Source organism: Rhizobium sp. 05N49 (assembly GCF_056396805.1).
Genome location: NZ_JBFTME010000012.1, coordinates 109,867 through 127,308 on the forward strand (window position 1 = coordinate 109,867; position 17,442 = coordinate 127,308).

15 protein-coding genes are annotated in these 17,442 nt (G+C 59.0%); 10 read left to right on the forward strand and 5 right to left on the reverse strand.

Annotation, left to right across the window (positions count from 1 at the left end; genetic code table 11):
* Positions 1 to 361: 361 nt before the first annotated feature.
* The 5 genes from AC1DF8_RS23105 (at position 362) to AC1DF8_RS23125 (ending at position 5,773) form a co-directional block, all read left to right on the forward strand.
* A complete protein-coding gene (locus AC1DF8_RS23105; RefSeq protein ID WP_478155192.1) occupies positions 362 to 1,519 on the forward strand; it encodes a Gfo/Idh/MocA family protein in 1,158 nt (385 codons plus the stop codon).
* 13 nt (positions 1,520 to 1,532) lie between these two features.
* Positions 1,533 to 2,417 carry a carbohydrate ABC transporter permease gene (locus tag AC1DF8_RS23110; RefSeq protein WP_478155194.1) on the forward strand — a complete coding sequence of 295 codons (885 nt, stop codon included), beginning with the start codon at positions 1,533 to 1,535 and terminating at the stop codon, positions 2,415 to 2,417.
* Positions 2,414 to 3,271: a carbohydrate ABC transporter permease gene (locus tag AC1DF8_RS23115; RefSeq protein WP_478155196.1), complete on the forward strand. Its 858-nt coding sequence runs from the start codon at positions 2,414 to 2,416 to the stop codon at positions 3,269 to 3,271. Before AC1DF8_RS23110 ends, AC1DF8_RS23115 begins: the two co-directional genes overlap by 4 nt.
* Before the next feature lie 76 nt (positions 3,272 to 3,347).
* Positions 3,348 to 4,553, forward strand: a complete 1,206-nt coding sequence (locus AC1DF8_RS23120) for an extracellular solute-binding protein (protein ID WP_478155291.1) — start codon at positions 3,348 to 3,350, stop codon at positions 4,551 to 4,553.
* Positions 4,554 to 4,639: 86 nt separating this feature from the next.
* Positions 4,640 to 5,773: an ABC transporter ATP-binding protein gene (locus AC1DF8_RS23125; protein WP_478155198.1), complete on the forward strand. Its 1,134-nt coding sequence runs from the start codon at positions 4,640 to 4,642 to the stop codon at positions 5,771 to 5,773.
* 13 nt (positions 5,774 to 5,786) lie between these two features.
* On the opposite strand, the gene AC1DF8_RS23130 is transcribed toward AC1DF8_RS23125, so the two are convergent.
* The 3 genes from AC1DF8_RS23130 to AC1DF8_RS23140 are packed head-to-tail and all read right to left on the reverse strand — an operon-like array spanning position 5,787 to position 8,879.
* Complete coding sequence (locus AC1DF8_RS23130) at positions 5,787 to 6,887, reverse strand: D-TA family PLP-dependent enzyme (protein WP_478155201.1); 1,101 nt, start codon at positions 6,885 to 6,887, stop codon at positions 5,787 to 5,789.
* 1 nt (position 6,888) lies between these two features.
* Entirely contained in the window at positions 6,889 to 8,364 is a 1,476-nt protein-coding gene (locus AC1DF8_RS23135; RefSeq protein ID WP_478155203.1) for a M81 family metallopeptidase, read from the reverse strand.
* A gap of 29 nt (positions 8,365 to 8,393) precedes the next feature.
* Positions 8,394 to 8,879 carry a hypothetical protein gene (locus AC1DF8_RS23140; RefSeq protein WP_112545405.1) on the reverse strand — a complete coding sequence of 162 codons (486 nt, stop codon included), beginning with the start codon at positions 8,877 to 8,879 and terminating at the stop codon, positions 8,394 to 8,396.
* Positions 8,880 to 8,990: 111 nt separating this feature from the next.
* On the opposite strand from AC1DF8_RS23140, the gene AC1DF8_RS23145 reads away from it, so the two are divergent.
* The 5 genes from AC1DF8_RS23145 to AC1DF8_RS23165 all read left to right on the forward strand — a co-directional run bounded on the left by AC1DF8_RS23145 (position 8,991) and on the right by AC1DF8_RS23165 (position 14,448).
* Positions 8,991 to 9,377 carry a RidA family protein gene (locus tag AC1DF8_RS23145; protein ID WP_478155205.1) on the forward strand — a complete coding sequence of 129 codons (387 nt, stop codon included), beginning with the start codon at positions 8,991 to 8,993 and terminating at the stop codon, positions 9,375 to 9,377.
* 25 nt (positions 9,378 to 9,402) lie between these two features.
* On the forward strand, positions 9,403 to 10,266 hold the full coding sequence (locus AC1DF8_RS23150; protein ID WP_478155207.1) for a MurR/RpiR family transcriptional regulator: 864 nt from the start codon (positions 9,403 to 9,405) through the stop codon (positions 10,264 to 10,266).
* Positions 10,267 to 10,285: 19 nt separating this feature from the next.
* Entirely contained in the window at positions 10,286 to 11,062 is a 777-nt protein-coding gene (locus AC1DF8_RS23155; RefSeq protein WP_478155208.1) for an SDR family oxidoreductase, read from the forward strand.
* A 30-nt stretch (positions 11,063 to 11,092) separates the two neighbouring features.
* Positions 11,093 to 13,009: a beta-N-acetylhexosaminidase gene (locus AC1DF8_RS23160; protein ID WP_478155210.1), complete on the forward strand. Its 1,917-nt coding sequence runs from the start codon at positions 11,093 to 11,095 to the stop codon at positions 13,007 to 13,009.
* Positions 13,010 to 13,245: 236 nt separating this feature from the next.
* On the forward strand, positions 13,246 to 14,448 hold the full coding sequence (locus AC1DF8_RS23165; protein WP_113014649.1) for an MFS transporter: 1,203 nt from the start codon (positions 13,246 to 13,248) through the stop codon (positions 14,446 to 14,448).
* A 113-nt stretch (positions 14,449 to 14,561) separates the two neighbouring features.
* Here AC1DF8_RS23165 and AC1DF8_RS23170 read toward each other — a convergent pair whose 3' ends face one another.
* Both AC1DF8_RS23170 and AC1DF8_RS23175 read right to left on the reverse strand, forming a co-directional pair.
* Positions 14,562 to 15,269 (reverse strand): helix-turn-helix transcriptional regulator, encoded by a 708-nt coding sequence (locus AC1DF8_RS23170; protein ID WP_478155292.1) that lies wholly within the window; start codon positions 15,267 to 15,269, stop codon positions 14,562 to 14,564.
* An 891-nt stretch (positions 15,270 to 16,160) separates the two neighbouring features.
* Entirely contained in the window at positions 16,161 to 17,246 is a 1,086-nt protein-coding gene (locus tag AC1DF8_RS23175) for a hypothetical protein (protein ID WP_478155212.1), read from the reverse strand.
* Between the last annotated feature and the right edge of the window lie 196 nt (positions 17,247 to 17,442).

Consider the following 17,442-nt stretch of genomic DNA (forward strand, 5'->3'; position numbering starts at 1 on the left):
ATGAGAAAGGCAAGCGAGTTTGGTTTGGGGTCTGATGACGAAAAGCCCGACGGGAAAACAGATGGTGCTGCCTTGTCGGCGATGGAGACATCGACGCCTGCGCATGCCACCAGAAGCGCTGTTAGCGCGGCCAATATCCTGTTTCCTGTAAGGCATCTCGCCGGACCGCTCGGCACGGATAGGCTGCTATCGCATCGATCGGTCGCACCCCGGCGTGCGCTCCAACCGCAAGCCGCGCTCATATGGAGCCTGATGAAAATTAATTTCATCAATTCGTCTTCAGCCCCGTTTTCGGTTGACGGCCCCTGATTTTTGTCCCAACCTGAAGAAAATAAATTACGAAATTGGGAACGACTTTAGCATGAAAGTGGGAATCATTGGGCTGGGATTCCGGCTCGGCTATCTTGGCTATGTCTTCAAGGCTATCGACAGCAGCTTCGAGATTGTCGGTTATGTCGATCCGGACCCTGCGGGGCTGCCGGGACTGACGGAAAACGGCGTCTCTGCCGGCACGGCCTATGGTTCGCCGCAGGAGCTCCTCGCTTCCGAAAAGCTCGATCTCCTGATGATTGGCTCTCCCAACCACATGCATCTCGATCATATTCGCCTCGGCCTTGAGGCGGGCCTCAAGGTCTTCTGCGAAAAGCCGATCGTCACCACGATCGCCGAGAGCATCGAACTTGYCCACCTGATGGCAAAGTTCGGCCATGAAAGGCTGATGGTCGGTCTCGTGCTGCGCTACTCGCCTCTTTATAAGGATCTGCGCGCCATCCAGGCCGAAGGCAAGCTCGGCCAAATCGTCTCCATCGAAGCCTCCGAACATATCGAGCCCTATCACGGCGCCTTCTTCATGCGCGACTGGCGCCGCTACGAGCGCTATTCCGGCAGCTTCATGCTGGAGAAATGCTGCCACGACCTAGACCTTTATAATGGTGTGGTCGGCGCCCGCCCCGAACGTGTTGCAAGCTTCGGCGGCCGCAARAGCTTYATYCCCGCCAACGAYCCSGCGCGCGAAGGAATCAACGATCTGGAACTCTTCCACCGCAAGCCGAGCGGCTGGATGGGCTCGGACAAGGTGTTCGACAGCGATGCCGACATTATCGATTACCAGGTGGCGATCGTCGAATACGCCAATGGCGTCGGAATGAATTTCCACACCAACCTGAATGTTCCCGACCAGTTCCGCCGCTTCGCCATCATGGGCTCGCGCGGCATGGCAGAGGGCGATTTTGTCCGCGGCTATCTTGACGTTCATGAGCAGCTGACCGGTAACAAGATCGTCGAAAACAAATATGCCGCGACCGAACTGTCGCAGCATTATGGCGCAGACGAACAGATGGCAGCCGATATTCTGCAAAGCGTACGCACCGGTTCGGAACTCCCGGTCTCCACGCTCAACGCATTGGAGGCAGGCATCCTGGCGCTCGCCATGGATGAAGCCCGCATGAAGAAGGCCGTAATCGACCTTCGTCCCGTCTGGGACCGGTTCGACGAGGCGCTACACTCCAGAGCGGCCTGAGGAGACCGGCAAGATGAGTGCTCAGAAAAGTGCCGTCATCTTCGCCTGGATCCTTCTCCTTCCAGCTGTCCTCTATGTGCTCGCGATCGTCGCCTATCYGCTGGTCGATACGTTCATCCTGTCGTTTACGGATGCATCGCTGCGTAAGGTGACGAACTGGGTCGGCTGGGCCAATTACGAGAAGATCTTCAATAACACGTTCGCGGAAGTCATTCTGCGAACCTTCATCTGGACCTTCTTTTCTGTCGCCCTGAAGATGATCATCGGCACGTTCGGTGCCGCAATGTTGAATGCTGCCGTGCCCGGCCGGTCGCTGTTTCGACTGCTGACCATGCCGCCATGGATCGTGCCGATGGCTATCGGTATCTTCATGTGGGGCTGGATGTATAATGGGCAGTTCGGGATGATTTCCGGGTTGCTGCAGCGCTTCGGCCTCGTCGACGGCCCGGTCGCCTTCCTCGCCTATGGCAGCACTGCCTTCTGGGCGACGATCGTCACCGATGTCTGGATTGGCGTGCCGCTGGTGACGATCTACTTCCTCGCCGCAATCCAGTCGATCCCGAAGGATCTCTACGAAGCGGCATGGACCGACGGCGCCGGCCGCTGGTACCGTTTCCGCCGCATCACACTGCCGCTCATGGTTCCCGCCATTATCACAATGTCGATGCTGTCGCTGATTGCGACCTTCAATTCCTTCGACATTATCTGGATCCTGACGCAGGGTGGTCCGAGCGGCGAAACGACGACGATGATCATCGATACCTATCAGACGGCGATCGGCTCGAAGAAATATGGCGAAGGGGCAGCGCGTGCGGTGCTGATCTGCATCTTCCTGTCGCTCTTCTGCTTCGCCTATTTCCGTGTCACCCGCCGCCTGAACCCGGAGAAGCGCGCATGAGCAGCCGTCCCATGATCGATCGCTACAGCTGGTGGGAAATCATCCTGATCTATTGCGGCATTGCGGTCTTCCTGTTCTTCGTGCTGTCGCCGTTCGTCGAAGGCTTCCTGGTGTCGCTGAAGCCGCTCAGCCAGCTGTTTTCCTCGCCCTACCGCTTCTGGCCGGAAAACGGTTCGTTCGAGGCTTACCGGACGATGTGGATCAGCGTGCCGGGCTTTGGTCGCTACATCTTCAACTCGTTCTTCATCTCGATCATCGTTACCGTCATCGTGCTCTGCCTCGTCATTCCGGCGTCCTATGCCTTTGCGAAATTCGAGTTCAGGGGCATGGGCATCCTGCTCGGCGCCTTCCTGACGGTGAACATGTTCTCCGGTGCCGTCCTGCTCATCCCGCTCTTTCGCCTGATGCGCAGCATCGGTGTTCTGAATACCTATCTTGCGATGATCGTGCCGGGCGTCGCCTTCCTTATCCCGTCGGCGATCTGGCTGCTGCGCACCTACATGATCCGCATTCCCCAGGAACTCAACGAAGCGGCCTACATGGATGGCGCCAGCCATTTCTATACGCTGCGCCGCGTCATTCTGCCCATTGCGATGCCGGGGATTATCGTCGTCGCGATCACTACCTTCATCGGTGCCTATGCGCAGCAGTTCATCTTCGCGCTGACCTTCAACTCGAAGACTGAATACATGCCCCTGCCGGTGGGACTCTTTGCTTACTTCGGCAAGCAGGAGGTCATCTGGAACGAACTGATGGCGGCCTCCTTCGTCGGCATCGCGCCGGCGATGATCGTCATCTTCTTCCTTCAGCGCTATCTCGTCGGCGGCCTGACCGCCGGTGCGGTGAAACAATAAGACCAACAATAAAGAGTGAACAGCTAACAACGAGAATGGGAGTAACGACGTGAGCATTACCATCAAGACAGGCCTTGTGGCGCTCGCCCTGCTTGGTTCGACGGCGTTGACCGCGGTCACGGCCCAGGCAGCCGACAAGGAAATCAGCTGGATCTATTGCGGCGACACGATCGACCCGATCCACACCAAATACATCAAGGAATGGGAATCCAAGAACGCCGGCTGGAAGGTTACGCCGGAAGTCGTCGGCTGGGCGCAGTGCCAGGACAAGGCAACGACGCTGGCTGCCGCCGGCACGCCGGTCGCGATGGCCTATGTCGGCTCGCGCACGCTGAAGGAGTTCGCGCAGAACGACCTTATCGTTCCCGTTCCGATGACCGATGACGAGAAGAAGGGCTATTACCCGCATATCGTCGACACGGTCACCTTCGACGGCAATCAGTGGGGCGTTCCGATCGCCTTCTCCACCAAGGCGCTTTACTGGAACAAKGACCTCTTCAAACAAGCCGGCCTCGATCCCGAGACGCCGCCGAAGACTTGGGCTGAAGAAATCCAGATGGCAAAGACCATCAAGGAAAAGACCGGCATTCCGGGCTTTGGTCTTTCCGCCAAGACCTTCGACAACACGATGCACCAGTTCATGCATTGGGTTTATACGAATAACGGTGCGGTCACCGATGCCGAAGGCAAGATCACGCTCGACAGCCCTCAGATCCTTGCCGCGTTGAAGGCATACAAGGATATTTCGGCCTCTGCCGAAGAAGGCCCGACAGCCTATGAGCAGAACGAAGTCCGCGCCATCTTCCTCGATGGCAAGGTCGCGATGATCCAGGCCGGCTCGGGTGCCGCCTATCGCCTGAAAGACACGAAGATCAACTGGGGCGTCACCACGCTGCCGCTCGGTCCGGATGCCAAGGGCGCAGGCACGCTTCTCATCACCGACAGCCTTGCGATCTTCAAGGGCTCTGGCGTGGAGGACAAGGCGACCGAATTCGCCAAGTACATCACCTCACCTGATATCCAGGGCGAATACGAGCTGCAGGGCGGCGCAGGCCTTACCCCGCTGCGTCCGTCTGCAAAGGTCGACGAATTCGTTGCCAAGGATCCCTTCTGGAAGCCCTTCATCGAGGGCATCAGCTATGGTGGTCCCGAACCGCTGTTCACCGACTATAAGGGCTTCCAGAACTCGATGATCGAGATGGTCCAGTCCGTCGTCACCGGAAAGGCCGAGCCTGAAGCCGCCCTGAAGAAGGCTGCCGGCGAGATCGAAGCCTTCAAGTAAACCGACGTCGAGGATCGCAGGTCGACGATCTGCGATCCTCACCGACCAAACTCTTGCGCATTCAGGCCGGGACCGGAGACAGATTTTTGGGACAGCTTCAGCTCAACAGGGTTCAAAAATTCTATGGCGACTACGAAGTTCTCAAGGGCGTCGAACTCGATGTCCGGGACGGCGAGTTCGTCGTCTTCGTCGGGCCTTCGGGATGCGGCAAGTCCACCCTCCTGCGCATGATCGCAGGTCTCGACGCAACGAGCAAAGGCGACATCATCATCAATGGCGTCAGGGTCAACGACCTGCCACCGGTCAAGCGCGGCATCGCCATGGTCTTCCAGTCTTACGCGCTCTATCCGCATATGACTGTTTTCGAGAACATCGCCTTCCCTCTTCGTGTCGAGAGGATGGAGGAGGAAAAGCTCAAGGCCAAGGTCGAGAATGCCGCACGCATCCTCCATCTCGAAACGCGGCTGCAGCAGAAGCCCGGCATGCTCTCGGGCGGACAGCGCCAGCGCGTCGCAATCGGCCGCGCCATCGTTCGCGAACCTAAGATCTTCCTGTTCGACGAGCCTCTTTCCAACCTTGATGCCGCCCTCCGCGCCGACATGCGCATCGAACTCGCCAAGCTGCACCGGCAGCTGAAGGCGACGATGATCTATGTGACGCACGACCAGGTGGAAGCCATGACAATGGCCGACCGCATTGTCGTGCTGGATGCGGGCAATATTTCACAGACCGGCGCGCCGCTCGAGCTCTACCACAAGCCCGCCAACCAGTTCGTCGCCGGCTTCATCGGCAATCCGAAAATGAATTTCCTGCCCGTGACCTGTACGTCCGCAAGCGAGGCAGGCGCGACCGTCGACTATCGCGGCCAGACAGCCACCCTGCCGGTAAAGCCGCGAGACGGCATGGTCGGCAAGATGATGACGCTCGGTATCCGGCCCGAGCATATCCAGCTTGGTTCCGGTGAAATTTCGCTGACCGTTACACCCAGCGTTATTGAACGGCTTGGGGCCAATACCGTGGCCTATGCGGCACTCGGCAGCGAAACGGAAAACTTCTGCGCCATGCTGCCCGGCAGTGTCGGCATCCGCGCGGACGTGCCGGTCGCCGTTGGCATCAATGCGACCGATTGCCATCTCTTCGATGCGGAAGGGGTCGCGTTCGAACGTCGTGTCGAACTCACCGATATCGATATGAACCTGTTGGCTCCGACAACAGCCTGAACGGCCGATTGGCTTACCAGACGAGTCCCCGCGCGGCGACGTCCTCGACGCGCGTGACGATCCCGTTGCGATGGAAGACCATGGTATCGAACAGGTTCGAAACCACGCATGTATGGTTCGGGATGATGAAGAGCTTTTCGCCGATCTGCGGCCGTTGACCGGTGCAGGCCGAAAGGTCGATGACGCCGTGTTCTTCCGACAGGCTGGTTATCCTCGCCTCGGGATATCCGACGACGAGGCCGAAATCGACAAAACCCTGAAGATCGGAGGTGAGCGCCTTCGAGCCTGCGTCGATGATGGCGCGGTCCACGTTCGGCCGCGACACGACAGTCGCCAGCACATGCATTGCACAATCGTCCTGCGTGCAATGTCCCACCCGGATCATCTGACGGTCATTATAGATATAGGTCCCGGCCCGATGCTCCGTCGCCGACTTGACCAAATGCGCCTGAAAGAGACTGGGCGTGCCCCCATTGCTGACGATCAGACAGGCGATGCCCTCTTCCGCAAGCTGTTTCAGAGTGGACTGGATGAAAGCTTCGACGGCATCGGCCGACTGCGGCTTCGGATAGGTGAGAATGCCACCAAATGCCAGCCCGTCAGCTGCAGCGATATATCTTGCCAGCGAGGCCGCCTGCTCCGGCGTCTGCACACCGCAGCGCGCGCCGCCGGTGTCGCATTCAACGAGGACGGTGAGCGGTTTGCGGCCGGCAAAATGTGCACACAGGCCGTCGACCGTGACTTGGCTGTCGGCGACGACCTTGAGACCGGAAATACGATCGTTCAGGGCGGCGAGCCGTTCGAGCTTCGGGACTCCTATAATATTGAAGGTGATCAGGATGTCTTCGAAACCGGCGTCGGCAAAGACCTCGGCTTCCGTCACTTTCTGGCAGTTGATGCCCTTGGCCCCGGCCGCGACCTGGGCGGTGGCAAGTGCAGGTATCTTATGTGTCTTGATGTGCGGGCGGAAATTCAGCCCATGCTCGTCCATATAGGACTGAACCCTTGATATGTTGGCAGCCAGCCTGTCTTCGTCGATGATCGGGCGCGGCGTGGAAAGATCAGCGATCCTGTCTCCAGCCTTCGCGACGACGGCAAACCGGTTGTCATGCATCTCAGGCAGCTCCGCGTTCGGTTCCATGAGGATCGGCCACGATCGGCCAAATGGTCTTCGGTGCCCGGCGATAGTTGGTTGTCGCCGGATTGTTGGGATAAGGGGTTCCTGCAGAACAGTACAGGATTTCGGCGGCGATCTTCGAGAAGGATGCGAAGAAATGGTTGGTGGACTTGATCACCAAAATCTTCTGCTCGGTCGGATCGATGCCCATCACTGAAAACAGGCTCGGATCGAAGCTCTGCGCCCGCGTCGAGTTCAGGATGATGTCGATACCATCAAGCACGATATGCGCCGCATCGCCGAAGGGTGCCAGGCTCTCGCCGAACTGCATCTCGGCGTTCTTCACCAGTTTGACGACCCGCACCATGCCGTCGACAGGATTGCCGGTTCCGGGTGCCGATTTCGCGCCTAAGCGCAGCGGGATTTCGGCCCCCTCGCCTGCGGCAAAACAGATCTGAACGGCGACCGGATCCCAGATCGTGCCAACAGCAGCACTTGCTACACCGCGGGCCAGAAGCTCCTCGAGAATGACGGTGGCATCGCCGGCCGTCCCACCGCCCGGATTGTCCCAGACATCGGCAATGACGACCGGCCAGGCTTTGGCAGCCATCGCCCGGGAGACGGCTTCCTTTTCGTCGATCTGCGGCACCATGAAGGTGCCGCGCTTGGAAAACAGCTCCATGCCGAGCTCGCGGGCCAGAGCCGCACCCTTTTGCGGATTGTTGTCGGTGACGACAAGCAGCTTGGTCCCCATCTCCGGCACATCGCCGACCATGAAGCCGTGGACCACGGAGATCGACAGGATTTCAGGATCTTCCTTCTCGATCCGCATGATCTTGTCGACGAAGGAGCGCATCGGATCGCGCGAGGTCGGAAAGACATCGATCATCCGGCAATCGAAAACGGAATTGACCGGCTTGACCCTGCCTTCAAGCGCATCGACGGCGATACGCCAGAGATCCTCGGCGCGATCAACAAAATCCGTATGCGGGAATTCCTTGAAATAGACGGCGAAATTCAGCGCGTCGATGCGCTTCCGGGTCAGATGGCTATGTGGGTCGAGTTCAGCGCAGATCAGGACATCAGGCCCGACGATGTCGCGCATGCGGGTCAGGAGGTCGCCTTCCGTATCCTCGTATCCCGCAGCCACCATTGCCCCATGCAGGCCCATCACAACGGCATCGACGGGCATTGCGGCACGGAGCTGGTCGAGGATTTCGTCGCGCAACCCCTCATAGGCCTGGCGATTGACGAGGCCGGCCGGATCGGCCCATGCTGCCGTGCCTTCGATCAGCTCCCAGCCCTTTTCAGCGGTGACACGGCGGCCGACGGTGATCGGCGCAGTGCAGAGCGTGGGCGTCTCCGGATGCTGGCCGGGCGGCGCATAGAGAGAGGCTTCGAAAGCGCGGCGATCCACGCAGATCGGGGAAAACGTATTGGTTTCGGTCGCCAGTGCTGCCGTGAAAATGCGCAAGTGATTTGGCCTTGTTTTGCGGCCCTGCTTCAACCCATCGGGTTCGGCAGGTAGCCGGTAAATCCGCAGATCTTCCACCGTCCCTCGTGGAGCCTGCAATAATAGAGCGTCTGCCACTGCATGATATCGCGAGTGCCATCACTCTTCGTCAGGCCCCCATCGAACTTCTTGCGGACAAGCGCCATGTCGCCCTCGATCTCGATGTCTTCGAGCGTCGTGGTGGTGAAGATCGCCGTACGCGTATCCTCGGCAAAGCTCTGCGTCGCAAAATCCTTTGCCTGCCTCAGCCACTCATCGCGATAGGCATTGAGTGTGGGGAATGCCAGGCGCCATTTGTCAGGGCTGACCTCTTTGCGGCCATCGATGCCGATGAAGCCTTCCTCGACGAAATCGTCTTGGACCATCGACCAGTCGGCAGTCAGAAAGGCATCGATGTCGCGGGGCACGAGCATCTCCCAGATGGCGTGCCGTGCGGCGTCGGAGGACGGGAAAGGATTCTTGAAAGGATCACGCATGTTCGCCCCCGATTTAAATTCTTTTCATAAATGGCGTTTTTCACTGGTCAAAATCTGCTTTCTATGGTCCCTTGTCAACTTATCAAGAAAATAATTTGCAGGGATCCCAGCATGTCCATCAAGCGATATGGCACTGTCCAGACCGGCGCTGGCGGCAAGCCGCTGCCTTTTGCGCGCGCGGTCGAAGCCGATGGCTGGCTCTATGTTTCCGGCCAGGTGGCGATGGAAAACGGCGAGATCATCGACGGCAATATCATTGCCCAGACGCACAAGACGATCGCCAACGTGCTCGCCATTCTCGATGAAGCCGGATACGGCGTGGAAGATGTTGTGCGCGTCGGCGTCTGGCTGGACGATCCGCGCGACTTCTGGACCTTCAACAAGATCTATCAGGATTATTTCGGCGCACATCCGCCGGCCCGCGCCTGCGTCCAATCGTCCATGATGGTGGATTGCAAGGTCGAGATCGATTGCATTGCGTACAAGAAAAAGAGTTGACTGACGGATCGGCGGGAGGACCGGCTTGGATATCTTTTCCACATTGCAGGAAGACAAGAGCCGGCTCTCCGCCTCCGAGGCCCGTATCGCCGACATCATCGTGAACGATTTCGAATTTGCGGTGAATGCCTCGATCATCGAGCTTGCCGAACGCGCGGAAGTCTCGCCACCGACGGTGACGCGTTTCTGCCGCCGCCTCGGCTGCGACAGCTTTTCCGATTTCAAGGTGCAGCTTGCCCGCACCGCCCATGTCGGCGTGCGTTATCTGAAGCCGGAGTCGAAGAGCAGCGATCCCGCCGATGTCGCTCAGGATATCATTACCAAGGCGCAGAACGCCCTTTTCCTGTTGCATCGCTCACTGGACCTCAACGCGATCGAAGCTGCGGTCGCGCAAATCGCCAAGGCGGAGATGATCTATGCCTTCGGATCGGGCGGCAACTCCTCGATGATTGCCGACGAGCTGCAGAATCGGCTCTTTCGGCTTGGCCTCAGGATCACCGCCAGTTCCGACCACAGTATGCAGCTGATGATGGCGGCGGCAGCGAAGGCCGGCGACGTGATCATCGGCTCGTCCTTTTCCGGCCGCAATGCCGAGCTGGTGCGGGCTTTTGCTCTGGCACGCGAGGCCAAGGTCAGGACCATTGCGCTGACGCAAACCGACAGCCCGGTCGCCAGAGCCGCCGAGATCGTCGTGCCGATCGATCTTCCGGAAGGGACCAACATCTTCCGTCCGACATCGACGCGTATCGCCTATATCGCAACCGTCGATATCCTGGCGAGCCTTGTCGCCTATGCCATCCAACCGAGGGCGATGACGACGCTGAGACGCATCAAGCAGCAGCTGGTTGCACACCGCGATGGCGACGACAAGCAGCTGCTCGGGGACTGATCAACAAGAGGGAGCGACAATGACGCAATCGGTGGCCATCGTGACGGGAGCAGCAGGTGATATCGGCACGGCGATTGCCGATCGACTGGCCGTCGATCATGATGTCATCCTGCTTGCGGATATCGATCTCGTCAGTGCAGCAGCCGTTGCCGGCAAACTTGGACCATCCGACCGCTTCGTCCCCATCGAATGCGACGTGACCAGCGAGACAAGCGTTGCGTCTCTCGCCGGGCGTGCGGCGGAGCTCGGCAGTCTTCGTACCCTCGTCAACAATGCGGGTGCAGCCCGCGCCGTCAGCCTGCATGATACGACGCCGGAGATCTGGCGTGCCGACAATGCGCTCAACCTCGAAGCGGCATTTCTCTGCTTTCGGGCTGTCGAAGACCAGTTGAAGGCGTCGCGAGGCTCGATGGTCAACATTGCCTCGGTCAACGGCATGAATGTGTTTGGCCATCCGGCTTACAGCGCGGCCAAAGCCGGACTTCTGCATTTCACCCGGCTGGTCGCCGTCGAATACGGAAAATTCGGCATCCGCGCGAACGCCGTTGCTCCCGGAACGGTAAAGACGCAGGCCTGGGAAGTCCGTGCCGCTGCCAACCCTAATGTCTTCGAGGATGCCCGCCGCTGGTATCCGCTGCAGCGCGTGGTCGATCCGAAGGACGTCGCCAATGCCGTCGCCTTCCTGGCTGGGCCGCAGGCTGCAGCGATCACTGGCGTCTGCCTGCCGGTCGACTGCGGCCTGACAGCCGGCCAGGCCGAGCTTGCCCGCACGTTTTCCCAGTCCGAGCACTATTGAAATCGAAATAGACAACAAGAGGAACGAGATATGAAGCCGGCCGACTATCGCCTGGAAAGCAGCTGGAACCCTGGTGGCGGGCCGCATGGTGCGTTCACCTTCACGCTTTTCAATCTCTCCGGCGCGGCACTTTCCGGTTTCAAGCTTGTCTACACCTCCCTCACCCGGGTCATCGATGCTTCGGCGTGCGGCAACGCCACGTTTCTGAGACGCAACGCCAATTTTCACGAATTCGAGCCGCCGGCCGGGTTGGCCCTCGCCGCCGGTGAAAGCTGGACCTTCACCGTCGCCGGCTTGCATCGCCCAGCGCGCCATTGCACTGACGGCGCCAAGTCCGCCTATCTGACGCTGTCATCCGGAAAGCATGTGCCGGTTGCAGTTTCCGATCTACTTCTCGAAGGCCGAGTGAGCGAGCCTCCGCCTGCGCTCCTGCCTGAAGGCCGGCTCGACCTGCCCTTTGCCTTGCAGCCATGGCCGGCCGAGATCGATGCGAAGCCGGGCGATAGTTTTCCGGTCATCCTTTATCCAGAGGGCGCCAGCGCAGACGAATTGTTGGCGATATCAACATGCATTTCCCTGACGCGCCGACTTTTCGAAAGCGATCATTCGGTTTTCAATCTGGTTGCCTCGCAGCAAGGCCGCGCTCTCACCTTCAACAAGGACGCCTTGCTCGACGCCGAAGCCTATCGGCTGACGTTCGCGGCCGATCGCGTGACACTTTCCTATTCCGGTTCCGCCGGGCGCCAGTACGGATTGACCTCGCTCGCGCAGATGCTGAACGGCGCGCGCGTCACCAAGGGCAAATTCCGCTTCCCTGTTTCGGGGACGATTTCCGATCACCCCCGCTATAGCTGGCGCGGCTGCCATCTCGACGTTTCCAGGCAGTTTTATCCCGTTGATGACGTCAAGCGGCTGATCGACATTCTTGCCTGGTTCAAGCTCAACATCTTCCACTGGCATCTGACAGATGACGAGGCCTGGCGGCTGGAGATCAAGGCCTATCCGCAGCTGACGACGTCAGGCGTGTTGCGAGGTCCGGATGAGCCACTGCTGCCACAACTCGGCAATGGAGCCGAGCCGGTCGGCGGCTTCTATTCGCAGGACGATGTCAGAGACATCGTCGCGCATGCGAGCTCCCTCAACGTCGAGGTGGTACCGGAGATCGACATTCCCGGCCACAATGCGGCAACGCTGATTGCCTTGCCCGATCTGACTGATGGACAGGAGGCGCCGGAAAGCTACCATTCCGTCCAAGGCTACCCGAACAATGCGCTGAACCCGGCAGTGCCGCTGACCTACGAGTTCCTGGAAAAGGTCTTCGACGAGATGGTCGAACTCTTTCCCTCGACTTACATCCATATCGGTGGCGACGAAGTGGCGAACGGCTCCTGGCTCGCCTCGCCGCTTGCCAGGAAGCTGATGGCGGAACAAGGTATTTCCGGCACGTTCGGTCTTCAGTCCTATTTCCTGAAGCAGATCAAGACGATGCTTGACAAGCGCGGTCGCAAGCTTGCGGGCTGGAACGAGGTCGCTCATGGCGGCGGAGTTGCCGCGAAGGACAGCCTGCTGATGGCCTGGGAAAATCCGCAGGTCGGTATCGAGCTTGCCGAACAGGGTTATGATGTCGTCATGACGCCGGGCCAGGCCTATTATCTCGACATGGTACAGGCGGAAGCCTTCCAGGAACCGGGTGCGAGCTGGGCAGGCACCGTGCCGCCGGCTCACACATATGCCTATGAAGCTGCGGGCGAATTCCCCGAGAAATTGAAGCACAAGCTGAAAGGCGTCCAGGCCTGCATCTGGTCGGAGCACTTCCTGTCGCGCGGCTATTTCAACCGGCTGGTGTTCCCCCGCCTTCCTGCCATTGCCGAAGCCGCCTGGACGCCTAGGGCATCGAAGGATTGGGATCGGTTTGCTGCGATCGTGCCGCTAAGCCCAACGCTTTAACATGGTAATCGAGAGTCGGTCGGCGCCACGGTCATTGATCCGGCAGTGGACGCCCCTGCCCCTGGCAAATGTCGGGCGCGACCAGCCCGACCTTTCCATTCAATTGGAAATTCGGCTAAACGGCCAATGCGCCCCTCCCCGCTGGCGCGCCTGACATTGATCCACGGCGATCCTTGCAAGGACGGGAATTTTGCTCGTCCTCGCAGATGCGCTCCAAACCATTGCTGATGATGACGATGAACCGCCTGATCCCCGATGTCTTCCGCAATCCTGCAATCCGGGTGAGCATGATTGCCATTTTCACGTTCGGTTTTGCCGGCGCGACGACAAACCCTTATCGATCCGTGGTCGGTATCGTTGAACTCGGCCTGTCGAACGGGGTCTACTCCGCGCTGATTTTTGCCGCAGCGGCCGTCAACGTGATCGTCAGCATTCTTTTCGGCAATCTTGCCGACCGGCTCGGCGAATACCGCACGATGATGCTCGTTGCCGCGACATTCGGCATTCTCGGCTATGGTGCGGTCTATTTTTTCCCGACGCGGGAAATCTTTGTTCTCAGCGCTCTCCTGCTGCTGCCGGTCTATGGATCGCTGAACTCGTTGCTCTTTGCCAATGTGCGCGCGGCGGCCAGAGGAATGGCGCCTGGCGAGATTGCGACCGTCAATTCCGGGACACGGGCGATGATTTCGCTTTCCTGGGTGCTCGTTCCGGGATTTACGGGCGTTCTGCTCTCCTCCTCGCCGTCCATGTTGCCGGCCTATCTGTTTGCCTGCATATCCTGTCTGGTCTGTGTCGGCCTCATCGGGATCCTGCTGCCGCGCCAAAGCGGCACCGACCGAGCTGCCACGCACCATCTCTCCTATCTCGCCGCTCTCGGCCAGGTGATCTCTCCGAAGATATTCAGTCGGGTGATGGCGATCGCGCTGATCAGCAGCACGCTGCATGTCAACGACGCAATATTTCCCCTCGTCGTCACCGGTGCCGCCCACGGCACGGTCGCCGATATCGGCATTCTCGTGGGGATCGTCGCACTCCTGGAAGTGGTCTTCATTATCGTATGGTCACGCATGCTGCGCATTGTCAGCCAGCTCACAGCTCTTGCCGTTGGAGCATTGATCTATGCGATCTATCTGATGCTCCTGGCCTTTGCCGATCAACCCTGGCACGTCTACGCCCTCACCCTCATCAGCGGCATAGGCGCAGCCTCGCTGATCTCGGTCCCGATCACCTATCTTCAGGATCTGATAGCTGAGCGGCCAGGTCTTGGCAGCGCGCTGATCTCGGTCAACATCTTCCTCAGCGCCGGACTGAGCGCCGTGCTCTTTGCGGCCGGAACCGCTATCACCAGCTATTCCGGCACGGCTGTCGTCGGCGCTTTCTCTGGGCTTGCCGGGACGGCCTGGCTGCTGTTCCTCGACCGCCGCCGATGCTCAGGCTGAAGGCTGGAACCCATTGGCACCGCGCTGTTGGTGCAAGCAGCGATGACAGAGTTCCCGCCCTTGGAACCAATGTCTGGACAGGCAGCTGAATATCCCCGCTACGGGAATATCGCCTAACTCGGGGCGACGTCATGCCCGCCGGCGGCTCTTTGAACCAGGCGAGCAACCACCTCGGTGCGGTTCTGCGCCTGCAGCTTGCGCATGATGTGCTGCAGATGCATCTTCACCGTATGCCCCGACAAATTGAGCTTTCCCGCAATGACCTTGTTCGAGCAGCCACTTTGCAACTCTGCCAGCACATCCGCCTCGCGGGGGGTGAAGTCGGCAATCGCCAGATACTGCATCCTGTCATCCAGGCTTTTCTCGGCCTCGTTCCTGGCCGGAATATACTGCTGCGGGCCATTCGTAACGGCTCCCAGCAGCTGCGGGAAAAATGTTCCTCCTGCCAGTACAAGACGGAGACCGGCAAGAGCGATGTCAATACCGAGTGAAGTCGAGAAGAGGCCACGGATACCCATCGTGAGCGCCTGACGGGCTATGAAGACGTCATCCGTACTTGAGAGCAACGTGACAGGAGCCTCGGGAAAACGTGCGGCAATTGCCGCAAGGTCGTCACGCAGGCTGGTGCTCTCAATGCTTCTGCCGGCCAAATCCAATGCAATCAAACGCACCTCAGCTCCAAGAGCCCTGTCGAGACTCTCAGTCGAGATCAAATCGATAAAGTTCCACCCGGCGAGCTCATGCTCAAGCAGCTTCACCACGGTGGTGCGTGCCAGTGTAGAATGTTCGATTATGATCACAGTTGGTGCATTGCGCCCCATACGGCGCTTAGTTTTAGCACTGTCGGACACTTTCGTGCTCCCCAGAAGATTTGCAACCCAACAGCCGCTCACATTATTCCTGTTCTCGCTTCATGTCATGAGAAAAAATGAGTGTATTACGGGAATCAATAGTCTGAACTCTCATGATAATTCTTATAGTCTATAAGAATCCGATGAGAGACAACTGGGGCCGTAGAGCACTTTCGAAAGCTTATCTATAAGGAGCTATTGAAGCGACTTGCCGCTGCAGACTTACCAGTCTTCGTCGAATTCACGTATGGCAAGCGGGTCAACAAAGCTTTCAAAGGCACTGAAAAGGCAGGTGATCTGCTATAGATCCGTTCAGGAAAGAGCCGTTGGATATAGTGAGTTGCCGATCGGCTCGGCCTTGTGTCCATATCTCAGTTCAAATCAGTGGCGGATCTCGACGGCAAGACGACCGACGCGAAAGGCGACAAAAGCCTGAGATCGCCGGTAACCCTTTATGATTACTGAAAAACTAGGGTGTTAACGACGCATAGATACCGATTGGCATCCTTTTCACTCTGGCAGCACAGCGCCGGCACTGCCGGATGCCGGCCCGAGGCAGCGGCCTCTGGGGCGAAATCGAGGACAATGGGGATAGGATCATGGTGGGACGTTCGGTATCTCAGTGAGCCGGCCGTTCCGTGTCATATCGGCCCAGGAGGCGAAAGCCCGGCGGAGGAAGCAATTCAACAATGGCTTGAAAAATGCCACGAGGAACAGCCTCGTGCGGCTGAGCTTCCGCGATGCAAGTGAAAATGCGCTAGAGCAATTCCAGCAAAAGTGGGAACCGGTTTTGCGTCCGGAATTGCTGAGAAAACAATAAGCTAGAACATTGAAGGCGAATCTGTTTTCGCCGGAAATGCTCTAGCTGTGCATGAAGCCCAGAATGTCGTCTACGAGAGCCGAATGGGCGTCCGTGAGGTTGCCCTCTCCGCTATGCCCCCCGATGCCAGCCATCTGGAGCGCATGCTGGTCATAGAGAACATGATCGACCTGTTGCGCATCCGCCGTCCCGCCGGCGGGAACGGCAATGTTGATGGGATGGAAATAGCCGAAATTGACGTCGACCATGCTGCCGGTCGACGATCCGGCCCCGCCGCCTCCGCCCGCATGGTTGCCGGTGAAGATCGTGTCAGACGACAGGTTGAAGCCACCGCCATTGCCGCCGATGCCGGCGATCTGCATGGCGCCCTGATCGAAAATGACATTGTTTGTCTGATGAGCCTCAGCTGATCCGCCTGCCGCGCCGATGGCGATGTTGATCGGTGAGAATATGGCAATACTTATGTCGACCATGCTGCCGACGAAATATCCATTGCCGCCGTGGCCCGCATAAAAGTCGCCGTTCAATGTCAGCGACGTTCCCGGGCTGAGCGAGTCATGGCCCGCAGCGTTATGGTCTCCGCCCGAGCCGCCCATGCCGCCGATCTGGGTTGCGCCCTGCAGGAAGAGTGCGTTGTTCGTTTGCAGGGCGTGAGCCTCCCCGCCGGGGCCCGTCGCCACGGCCGTATTGACGGGAACAAAGAGCGCGGTTTCGGTGCTGACGAGTCCGCCGTAGAAGAGCCCCATGCCGCCGCTGCCGGCATGACTGGCGCCCTCGCCGCTGCCGATGGCAACATTGCCGCTTCCGCCATTCCCGCCTATCCCGGCCATTTCGGTGGGATGCTGATTGATGAGCGCATCATTGCCCTGGAAGGCGTCGGCACTCGAATGCGGTCCTGTAATAGCGGCATTGGACGGCATGAAGACGGCCAATGCGTTGCTGCTGATCACGCCGTCGCTTATTCCATCACCGCCGCTGCCGGCTGAGCTGTAGCCTGGACCGGAGGCGACATCCAATGGAAGCCATGTCGGCACCAATGCCAGATGCCCCGCGGCCACGTTGGGGGCGAGGTTTTGATCGGAGCCTGACTTGGGCAGGTCTTCCGATAAGGGACGAGTTTCCGTCATTACCGTCTCCATTCCGCGGACAACCGCACGGCAACCGGGCGTGCAGCGGATGCAGGCTGAATTGTTCAGGCCCTGGATTGCTCAGGTATTGTGCATCTGAACGGACGAAAAGCGGAGCCTGCAATTCGGCTACATCCCATCGGCTGGTTCTGTAGCCATTTGGCTGTGATGGAGGCGGCGCTCGTTAAGCGAGTTT